We start from the raw sequence: 9242 nt of genomic DNA on the forward strand, positions 1-9242 counted from the left end.
ATTGCTGCCTATAGATCAAGGAATATGCCACGAAGATAACCATCTGTTATTACTAGTGATAACAAAATCTCCAGCAACATTTTCCCAGCAAGGTCAACTCTTGGCGTCAACCAGAGCTGTCGACGTCAACCCAGGTTGACGTGGACAAGTGAACACCTTGTGCTGCAAAGTTTCGAGATATTCAAAAAACAATGGCCACCCGGAAAATCCGAGTGGCCATCAGTTCATTTATGTTGCTTGTTGAACCGTGTTCCCTACCCCTCTAACCGAACACCAGGTTCGGCAGCCAAGTAATGATATTGGGAAAGATCATGCAGAGAATCAGTACCGTCAGATTGATCAGGGTAAAAGGGATCACCGACCTGTAGATGGTCCCCATGCCGACATGCGGCGGTGCGATCCCCTTTAAGTAGAACAGGGCAAAACCGTATGGTGGCGTCTGTACCGCAATCAGAATATTGAGAATCATCAGCACACCGAACCAGATCGGGTCATAGCCGAGTGACACCGCAATCGGTGTGAATAGCGGCGAGCACATCAGGACAATGATGAATTCGTCGATAACAAAACCGAGCAACAGCATGATCACCTGGAACATACCAATAATCATCAGCGGTGGCAGGTCAAGACTGCCGGTGAAATCGGCGACCATCGACTGGACCCCCATCAGCAGATGGAAGTTACTGAAGACCGAGGCGCCGAAAATGATCCACATCGCCACGCTGACCAGCATTGCAGTCTGCAGACCAGTCTTTAAAAACACATCGACCTTAAAACGTTTGAAGATAATCGCCAGGATAACAGCTCCAACAATGCCGATCGCACCCGATTCGGTCGGAGTGGCAATCCCGGTGATAATACTGCCCAGCACGACAACGATCAGGAGCATCGCCAAGAAGCCATCTCGGGCAATTTTCAGCTTATCCCACAGCGGCCGTTGCATGTTTTCACTATCGGCTTTGGTAATCGGCGCCCGATTCGGGTCGATTTTACAGCTGACCACAACATAGAGGATTAGCAGCACAACCGTCAGCAGCGCCGGTATCAAAGCACCGACAAACATCCGGCCGATTGAGTTGTGGGTCGAGGCGGCAAACATGATCATCGGAATACTTGGAGGAATCAGAATGCCGAGCGCACCTCCCGCCATAATCACACCGAGGGCAAGCCGTTCATTGTAACCTCGGTCGAGCATCGGTTTTAAGGCGATACTGCCCGAGGTCATGATCCCTGCGCCAATAATGCCGACCATCGCGCCGATCATGGAACAGACGATTACCACGCTGATCGCCATCGAGCCACGGATTTTACCGATCACCATCTGGCTCGCGTCAAACATGGCGTCGCCGATGCCGGTTTTGGTGAAGAGCTGCCCCATGTAGATATACAGGGGGATCGCCAGCAGGATAAAACTGAAATAGGTGGCTTCGATGGTAGTCGGGATGACATTGAAGACAGCATCACCCCAAGTAAAATAACCGACCCCCATGGCAATGCCCCCAAGTGCCAGGCCAACCTGTGCACCAAGGACAAAAAAGGTCGCGATTCCAAGCAGCAAAATGCCGGTAAGAGCTTCAATACCCATCATTCACCTCCGGTTTCACACAATGGAGAGGCGAGGATATTTCCATGCTTTTCCCGCTGCTGAATCTCAGAAGGTTCTTCTTCGCTCCCCAGCAGTTCACGCCCGGTGACCAGAGAAAAGACGTTTTCGAGCATATCCCTGCTGAGTTGGAGCACAAACAGGCAGCTGGCAGTGATGGTCATGATCCAGAAATGGAACATCAGTGGTGCCCATTCGCTCTGCCGCCGGATATCAAACTTCAAAGCATCCTGCAACTTGTCGTAGCAGACATAAATAATCAGCAACAGGAAGAAGATTGCCAGGGTGAAAGAAATCAGGTCGAAAATTTTCCGCGTTTTCGGCGAAACCTTCTGATAGAAAATATCGACCGTAATATGAGCCCTTTGCTGATGAGCGTAGGCCCCTCCAAGGGAAGCGATATAGCCAAACAGGAATAGAGAGAGATCGAAGGCCCAAATCGTCGGGTGGTTCAAAAAATAGCGTGAAAAGACTTCAAACGAGACGATCGCGGCGAGGATCGGCATCAATCCAGCGGCTGCATATCCTGCCACCCGAACGATGAATTCAACCCCGTAACAAAATTGACGTAAAATAGAAACAAACATAAGGGCACCTATCTGATCGGGCAAACCTGAGCCAGACCAGCAAGACTCAGGTTTGCGACCGAATGAAGTAAATAGTTTACATCTTCAGGATATCGATCAGCTGCTTGCTGTACTTATCAATGCTGGCGTATTCATCCCACAGGGTTTCGGCAGCCTTGGCCCAAGCCTGCTTGTCAGCCTCGCTCGGCTCGGGACTCCACTTTAGCCCTTTGGCTTCCATCTCGGCAACCGCTTCCGATTCCCATTCACGCGACTTTTCCAACTGAGCCTTGGCGTGCAGATGTGCCGCCTCGTTAACGGCAGCCTTAAGTTCATCATCAAGTTTGTCCCACGCGCGCTGATTGACGACCAGAGAAAGAACCTGGGCACCAGCCAGCGGCAGACGGTACATGTATTTGGCAACTTCTACATGGTTGCCATCGCGATGGTCAATCATGTTGCTGCCGATCGAACCGTCGATAACACCGGTTGCCAGACTGGTGTAGATTTCACTCCAGGCCAGAGATGTCGGGGATGCCCCCAGGTTACGCAGAAACTTACCGTATGCTCCCGGCGCCCTGATTTTAAGACCTTTGAAATCTTCGATCGAGTTAATCGGCTTTTTAGTCAGCACGTAAACCGGCGGCTGCATATAGGGCTCGAGCCACTTGAGACCATAGGCCCCGTAAGCTTCTGTCAGAATCTTATCCCAGCCTTTTTCGTGGAACAGGGAATTGAGTTCGTTGGTGTCGCTGGTTCCACCCGGCAAGCCTATTTCAACAACGCCGGCAGGCAGTTCTCCGGCATGCATCGACTGAAATGAGGCTGCCATCGTAATCAACCCTGACTTTGCAGCACTGAGCAATCCGGAAGTACCGACACCTTCTCCCGAGAACAGAACCTGAACCTTGATTCTGCCGTTCGAAAGCTTCTCAATATTGCTGGCCAGTTCCTGATAAAGCTCACCGAACGCAGTGCCACGGCCATAAAGATTGGCAAAGCGCCAGTTGTGCTCAGCGGCAGAAACAGTTGCAGTCAACAGCACCAGCAGCATACTGGTGAGCGCTAATACGCTGACAATCTTACGAGTTACTCCTTTAAACATCTTCGACTCCTTTTCCTCTTAAGCTGGGTTAAATCAATACAAATCATCCATACACTGCACGAGGGTTTCTCTTGCAGAACATCTTCAGGGTTTAAACCGAACAAATAACCAATCGATGATCAAAGCTGTGTATCGGAAACCAAAAAGCTGTTATCCGACAGAGAGGTACAGCAGCTTTTGCAGAAGGGAAATGAGCAAAGAGCATTCCAAGAAATAAACTTGCCTATTTGCAGCCACTTAGGCAACAAGACGGAAGGTTTTTCGTATACAGAAAGAGTCCGGCGTCAACCGGCGTGCGTCAACCGAGATTGACATCGTCACCCCAGGTTGACGCGATTTTTGTACAGAACCTTATTGGTGGGAGTGGCGTTTTTTGACCCGCTTGTTTAACGCCTGTTTGGAGATTCCGAGCAGCTTGGCGGCCTGACTCTGGTTGTCGTCGGTCGCCTGCAGGGCCTGATCGATACAGTATTCGGTTAGCTCTTCCAGGGTCGGGAAGTGGCCGAAGATCTTCTCCAGCACCATCCCTGTTTCTGTCGAAAACACCTCTGCTACAGTGCCAATCTCCTCAGGAAGCCGTTCAGCGATAATTGCAGCGGTGATTTCTTCCCCCTGACAACGCGCCACGGCATCATAAAGATAGGTTTTAAGCTCTCTGACATTGCCGTAAAAGGGATGTCTTACCAAGAGCTGAAGTGCTTTGCGGCTCATCTGGGGACACTCTTTACCCATCCCCGCAGCCGCCTCCGCGACCAGATGATCGATCAGAATAGGCAGATCTTCCGGTCGCTCTCGCAATGGAGGGACTTTGATCAGGTGCGTGCTGAGTCGATAATAAAGATCGCGGCGGAATTCACCATCTTGCCCCGATAACGCGGTCAAATTCTTATTGGTTGCAGCCACCACCCGGGCACTGTTCATCTTCGACTGATCGGAACCGAGCGGGTAATAAATCCCTTCTTGCAGAACCCGCAGCAATTTGACCTGCGAGGCTTCACTCAATTCCCCTATTTCATCGAGAAAGATGGTGCCTCCAGCGGCTTTTTCGAGCAGCCCGGAGCGTACCCCAACGGCTCCGGTGTACGCCCCCTTAACATGGCCGAACAGGGTATCCGAGAACATTGTGTCGTCAAGCCCGGAAACGTCAACAGCAACATATTCACCGTTTAAGCCACTAACATCATGTACCGCTTTGGCCAGCAGCTCCTTGCCGGTACCGGTTTCTCCTAAGATCAGCACCGGTTGGGTACTTGCGCCGAGGTGCTCTATGTACTTGAAGATGGCCGTCATCCCAGGATTTCTGGTGACTATGTGTCCAAATGCCTGATGTTCGTCCTGTAGCGGGAGGGAAAAATCGACGCCTTTCAGAGACAGAACCTCTGTCCGCAACTGTGAAATCTCCATCGCTGTGCGCAAGGCCGAGGCGAAGCTGTCCATACTGATCGGCTTCACCAGATAATCGTGAGCACCAAGCTTGAGACACTCTATCGCCGTTTCGATCTCGGAATTGGCAGTGCAGATGATGACCGGCACCTGTGGCCAGTGCTGTTTCAGCTCGCACAAGACCTCCTGCCCCGATTTAACCGGCATATTCAAGTCGAGAAACACCACCGGAGCAGTCACTTTAGGCATGAAATCAAGAACCTTGGTACTATCCTGAATCGTATGGATCTTCCGAACCCCCATTGAACGGAGCAAAAAACCATAGGCATCCAGTTCAGACTGCTCGTCATCAACCAGGATCACTTCAGGGTTACGACTTCCGAGATCAAGCATGGTTCGCCTCTTTAGAATTTATTTGTGGCAAAGTAATCGAAAACATCGCTCCATCGTTTGTATTCTCGGCCAAGAGTCTTCCCCGCATCTCGTTTTCGATTATGATTTTAGACATATACAGCCCGACCCCGGTGCCTGACTGGGTCCCTTTAGTGGTGAAGTAGGGAGAAAAAACTTTCGGTAGAAAATGTTTGGGAATACCGCAACCGTTGTCCCTGACCTGCAGATTTATCTCACTACCGGAATCCTTGACCGATACAAGAATTTTCCCTTCAGACATAGTATGATCGCTGTTAAACCTCTCCTCGATAGCATCTTTGGCATTTGCCAGGATGTTCATCACAACATGCACAAACTCGCTTTGAAAGCCAAAGGCGAACAGCTTAGTTTCTTCTGTTTCGACATCGATCCGCAGATTAAATTTTGCCTGCTTGAACTGCGCTTCCATCAATTTTATCGCATGATCAATCGACTCCAACACATCAAACGCCCGCTTACTCTTCGAGGGTTTAAAAAAATTGCGAAAATCGTCGATCGTCTTTGACATAAATTGAATCTGCGTATCAGCATTGCCAACCAGAGTTTTAACGAACTGCTGGTCGATTGCCTGATTAAAATAGGCAGCCTGCAAACTAGCAATGTAGGTTGAAAGGATATTCAGCGGCTGTCGCCACTGATGAGCTATCGCCCCCAGCATCTCCCCCATCGCGGCCATTTTCTGGTTTTGCAGCAATTGCTTTTCGGCAAAGACCCGTTTAGAGATATCCCGAATACTGGTCAACACCAGTTCTTCCGAATTAAGTTGTAGGGTCTTCAAGCTGACTTCGGCAGGAAACTCGCTACCGTTGAGGCGTCGGAAGGTCCATTCGTAATACTGGTGCTGTCCTTTTGCTGCCTGTTCCAGGATAGCTTTGGCCTGTTCCTCACTATTGATTCCCCCCGGTTGGATATCGGGAAACAGGTCAGCCTCGCTGCGACCGATCAGACTATAACGGGCCCCACCAAAAAGATCGGAAGCCTTATTGTTGCATTCGATAATTTTCATTCCCTTGCTGACCAAAATGGCATCATTTGCCACGTTGAACAGTGTCTGATAGCGGGTTTCTACTTCCTGTCGCTTGTTGATGTTCCAGCGCAAATCAGCACTGATCCCGGAAATGTGATCGACATGTTCCTTAATTGTCGACTCAAAGCGACGTTTGGAAATAAACAATACGACACCACTGCCACCAACACCGACCAGCGTCAGGATGGCAAGCCCCGCTAAAACCCTCAGAACAATCTCCGCGGCGAATAAAAGCGTGGTCTTTCGTGACAAACTGTAAGCTTCCTGTAACGGGATTGTTGTACACAGATACCAATCGGTATTGCTGATCTGTTTATAAGCCAGCAGATTTTCAATTCCACTGTGCAGGTAGCGGACTGTGCCGGCTTCGGAATTTGTGAAGTTATCGGTGATTTGCTGTAAATCGGGTTCAATACTTTGCAGCTTGGCTTTCATAACATAGTCGCGCTGCGGATGAATAATAATAGTCCCATCCTTGTGGGTCACAAACAGATAGCCTGTTTCACCAACTTTGGTGCTCAACAAGGTTTCAACCAAGGAATCGAGGATCGTATCGGCCGCCATGACACCAACCAACTCCCCCTCATAATCAAGTGGTGTAACCAGCGCAATAACAAGTTCACCAGTAACAAGGTCAATATAAGGGGTCGTAAAACTCGTCTTGCCGGCAGATTGCGCTTCCAGGAACCAAGGGCGGCCCCTAGTATCATAGCCCGCTGGAGGAACCCAGCCAGCGCCATCGATAATAGTTCCATCATTCAAGCCGATGTAAACATCGCTGAAATGTCCCGCTTTCATCGCCATCGTAAGTGGTTCGAGAGTCGCTGGATTATTTCCCAGACGGAGATAAGGTATTGATTCAGCAGTGGCATTCAGAATCCGCATCTGCTGACCAAGCCAGATTTCTGTCGCTTCGACCCGATTGTTGGCGAGCGCTAGTTGGTGGTCGGCAATCGTCTTTTCGATCACGACACTGGTACTGCGGTACGTTATCCCAACCACCGTTAGCGACACGACAGACAGAACACCCATCAGCAGTAAAATATTTTTGGTTTTGATCGACATGTGCATCTTCCTTTTGCTCATCTCATGATAGCTTGTATATGAGCAAAAAAGGTGCCGTATTGGCTGACTCGCATATCCAATTTCCTACCAGCCAAGCGAGTTCAGAGTAAAGAATTCTTTCGTTCTTGCCCTGATTTGTCGATTCTGGTGTTTCATATGTTTGAACCTGAGAGACAAGTAACCGGCTGCCGATCAGTCAAAATGTCCACCTTTGCCCCCAGTTGAGCAAAACTCCAACCTGAACGACCCTTCCAGCTCTCTACAAGGCTGTAATCACAAGCCTATTTCCACTAAAACCGTCTCGAATGTCCGGATCAAAAAGACCCTTCCGCCAAGCTACTGAAATTACAGCAAAACGGAAGAGTCGATTTTTTTTCCAAATGTCTGGGCAGGTGAGATTAATTCACTATATATGAGATTGAATGTGAACAATCAAAACATATGTACTATGGTTCACATACCAATAAAAAGGGAGGCGGAAAATGATTCTTAGTATCGTTGGGAGCTACCGCAAAGAGGGACGATTACCAAGCTTTCTCCTCCAGACTTCCTGTCTTCTATAAAGGCTGCCCTTTAAGAATGCCTAGCGCCCCTCATCAAGCGTGATTTTTAAGCCCCCCCCCATTTATGCGGAGGTGTAAATTTCATGAGAAGGATTCCTTGCCCTCTCTCCCGCATCAGTTTTCACAGCATGGGTTTCGGTTTGACAATCAGCGAGCAGAGAGCATTGCAGGATCCCAGTGTTCGTCAGCCTTACCATCAACAAAACGCCAAGTGTCAAACCATGTTGTGTAGTAAAACTCGCCTTTATTGGTTGGATGCGGGTATCTTCGGGGCGTCATGACCGTGACCAAGTCATCTTCTGCAATAACCGCTACAACTTCAGTAGTCAACTCATTACATGCTTCAGTAGGCTTGCGATTGGCAACTTCAGTAAAATAATAAACAACTCCCGCTAAACCTGACCCTGCGTTGGGATTATGTTGAATGTAGCGATCTGTCAGCCATTCGCCAGCCCGATCCCAATAATTACATTGCAACAATTCGCGCATGATGTGCAGGGCGGTCTGCTTATTGCGATGCAGGGCGGGAACATCATCAACAAACAACGATTCTGGGTCAGCTACGCCAACAACAGGCTCCTGGGCAAAAAGAGCCGTGCTCAGAAAAACAAGGATAAGGGGGATTGTCTTGATCAGATTCTTCATATTGTGGTCTCTTTATTCTGCTTTTCAGAAAAGATATGGTCCTCACACCGGACGTGGTGAAAGGGCGCGTTCGGCATAAACTGCGCACAAAGAGCAATCCTCTGCATGCAAACATTAGAGGGTTACCTCTCTCAGTCGACCCGTGTCAATATCATAGATAAACCCTTTTACCAAGATGCTGTCTGGTATCCACGGATGCGATCGTACCTTGAGAATTTGTTCGCGAACGTTCTCTTCCAAATCCGTGAAAGCAAGGAATCGGGCGGGGCCACGGGCAACTTACCTGTTTCGCGCTCCAGTTGCAACGCCAGGTCCTCGTCTTTGAAAGTGAGCATACCGCACTTCGTATTGTTTTGCTCGGGAGTTCCCTCAACACTTTTTGTATGACGCAACACTTGTTCATATTTTTTCTCTGTTCATCGACCAAGCACGGAAAATGATTTAATTTGTCATGTTGTCAGCATGCGGGTGACGTCGATTCTGTACTAGCTCTAGCCTTGATGATTTGGGCTCTGATCCGTCCTGAAGACATAAGCTAAGCTGCATAATATCTTTTAAGTGACCTATTATCATGCAAACCAGCCCACTCATCCTGAAAAAAAAGCCGCCACCTCGTTTTTCTATACGCGGTGGGGGCCCATCAAAAAGTCACGATATCTGAGATTCAGAAACGACGAAGCCCCAGCAACTGCTGGGGCTTCATTTTGTTACGATGAGATGGTCTCCCCCCGTTTCCCTTATCGGCGTCTATGCGCCATGATGGTTGTTATCAGCTTCCATCAAAAAACGAGAGGAGACCAACATGAAGATTACCACCATCGGTTTGGACTTGGCAAAAAACGTCTTTCACATT

General features: G+C 49.1%; 6 protein-coding genes. All 6 read right to left on the reverse strand.

Annotated features, from left to right (window positions below; all coding sequences use genetic code 11):
- Nucleotides 1-262 precede the first annotated feature (262 nt).
- The 6 genes from Q7J88_RS05700 to Q7J88_RS05725 all read right to left on the reverse strand — a co-directional run bounded on the left by Q7J88_RS05700 (nucleotide 263) and on the right by Q7J88_RS05725 (nucleotide 8389).
- Entirely contained in the window at nucleotides 263-1585 is a 1323-nt protein-coding gene (locus Q7J88_RS05700) for a TRAP transporter large permease subunit (protein ID WP_369681979.1), read from the reverse strand.
- Nucleotides 1585-2190 carry a TRAP transporter small permease subunit gene (locus tag Q7J88_RS05705; protein WP_303721192.1) on the reverse strand — a complete coding sequence of 202 codons (606 nt, stop codon included), beginning with the start codon at nucleotides 2188-2190 and terminating at the stop codon, nucleotides 1585-1587. The genes Q7J88_RS05700 and Q7J88_RS05705 overlap by 1 nt, the downstream gene beginning before the upstream one ends.
- Nucleotides 2191-2266: 76 nt before the next feature.
- Nucleotides 2267-3274 (reverse strand): TRAP transporter substrate-binding protein, encoded by a 1008-nt coding sequence (locus Q7J88_RS05710; protein ID WP_303721193.1) that lies wholly within the window; start codon nucleotides 3272-3274, stop codon nucleotides 2267-2269.
- 351 nt (nucleotides 3275-3625) lie between these two features.
- The gene (locus tag Q7J88_RS05715; RefSeq protein WP_303721194.1) at nucleotides 3626-5050 is read right to left on the reverse strand and encodes a sigma-54 dependent transcriptional regulator; all 1425 of its coding nucleotides are present in this window, start codon (nucleotides 5048-5050) and stop codon (nucleotides 3626-3628) included.
- The gene (locus Q7J88_RS05720) at nucleotides 5043-7181 is read right to left on the reverse strand and encodes a sensor histidine kinase (RefSeq protein WP_303721195.1); all 2139 of its coding nucleotides are present in this window, start codon (nucleotides 7179-7181) and stop codon (nucleotides 5043-5045) included. Before Q7J88_RS05720 ends, Q7J88_RS05715 begins: the two co-directional genes overlap by 8 nt.
- Before the next feature lie 710 nt (nucleotides 7182-7891).
- A complete protein-coding gene (locus Q7J88_RS05725; RefSeq protein WP_303721196.1) occupies nucleotides 7892-8389 on the reverse strand; it encodes a nuclear transport factor 2 family protein in 498 nt (165 codons plus the stop codon).
- Nucleotides 8390-9242 lie beyond the last annotated feature (853 nt).

The sequence above is a fragment of the Malonomonas rubra genome (genome assembly GCF_003247215.1).
In the GTDB taxonomy this organism is placed as follows: Bacteria; Desulfobacterota; Desulfuromonadia; order Desulfuromonadales; family Geopsychrobacteraceae; genus Malonomonas; species Malonomonas rubra_A.

Bases quoted from the DNA above. Each gene is read 5' to 3' on its own strand.
- Q7J88_RS05700 (WP_369681979.1), bottom strand. From the start codon at position 1,585: ATGGGTATTGAAGCTCTTACCGGCATTTTGCTGCTTGGAATCGCGACC.
- Q7J88_RS05705 (WP_303721192.1), bottom strand. From the start codon at position 2,190: ATGTTTGTTTCTATTTTACGTCAATTTTGTTACGGGGTTGAATTCATC.
- Q7J88_RS05710 (WP_303721193.1), bottom strand. From the start codon at position 3,274: ATGTTTAAAGGAGTAACTCGTAAGATTGTCAGCGTATTAGCGCTCACC.
- Q7J88_RS05715 (WP_303721194.1), bottom strand. From the start codon at position 5,050: ATGCTTGATCTCGGAAGTCGTAACCCTGAAGTGATCCTGGTTGATGAC.
- Q7J88_RS05720 (WP_303721195.1), bottom strand. From the start codon at position 7,181: ATGTCGATCAAAACCAAAAATATTTTACTGCTGATGGGTGTTCTGTCT.
- Q7J88_RS05725 (WP_303721196.1), bottom strand. From the start codon at position 8,389: ATGAAGAATCTGATCAAGACAATCCCCCTTATCCTTGTTTTTCTGAGC.